The sequence below is a fragment of the Xanthobacter versatilis genome, assembly GCF_043193975.1.
GTDB classification, from domain to species: Bacteria; Pseudomonadota; Alphaproteobacteria; order Rhizobiales; family Xanthobacteraceae; genus Xanthobacter; species Xanthobacter autotrophicus_E.
Genome location: NZ_JBAFVB010000031.1, coordinates 1 through 763 on the forward strand (window position 1 = coordinate 1; position 763 = coordinate 763).

1 protein-coding gene is annotated in these 763 nt (G+C 68.9%); it reads right to left on the reverse strand.

All coding sequences use genetic code 11. From position 1 onward, the window contains the following. Positions 1-77: 77 nt before the first annotated feature. Complete coding sequence (locus tag V5F66_RS22230; protein ID WP_149578558.1) at positions 78-377, reverse strand: DUF736 domain-containing protein; 300 nt, start codon at positions 375-377, stop codon at positions 78-80. Positions 378-763 lie beyond the last annotated feature (386 nt).

Consider the following 763-nt stretch of genomic DNA (forward strand, 5'->3'; position numbering starts at 1 on the left):
TCGGCGGGGGTTCTGCTCCGCATAATTGCGAGGGTGGAAGGCGGGCGCCCCGCGGGAAGCGGAGCGCCCGTGGCCGGTCATCGCGACCAGATGAGCTTGTGCTCGCCCTTGTCGCCCTGGACCAGGGAGGCGTAGACCGGCGCCGTGAAGGACGGATCGTCGAGCTTGAGCGAGAGGTATTCGGTGCCCGTCTCGCGGGCGGTCCGGCTCCAGCCGGCGCCGAACTCGACGCCGTTGGCGGTGACGCGATAGTCGGGCGCCTTGTCGGTGTCGCGGTCGCAGGGCTTGATGGTGGCCTTGACGTTGAGGGTGAGGGTCTTGATCGTCCCGGCATAGGCGCCGTTCTCGTCGCGGGTGAAGGTGCCGATCTGAGCCATTGTCATATCTCCTGAGAGTTGCCCGAAGCCGCCCGATGAGGCCTCGATGGCGGTCGAGAGGCGACGGACCGGACGGCTGCACCCCTTGTGGGCCGCAGCGGCAGCGGAGGACGGTGGCAGCCGAGCTTGTTGTCCCGCGAGGAATGACCGCTTGCGGTCAGGGGAAGAAGGTCGGCGGAGCCGTTGCAGGCCAAGGCCGAACCGGCGCCAGACCAGCCCGGAAGAGAGGCCGCCTGGGGGCTTCGCCGCATGATCGGCAGAGATCGACGCAGGCGGTCGGCACCTCATCAGCACGTCGGCGACGCCAGCGCGTCATCCTCCCGCGGTCACCGACGCCAGCCTCCGAGCCAACGACACATGCCCCGCCCGATACGGCACAGACCGTG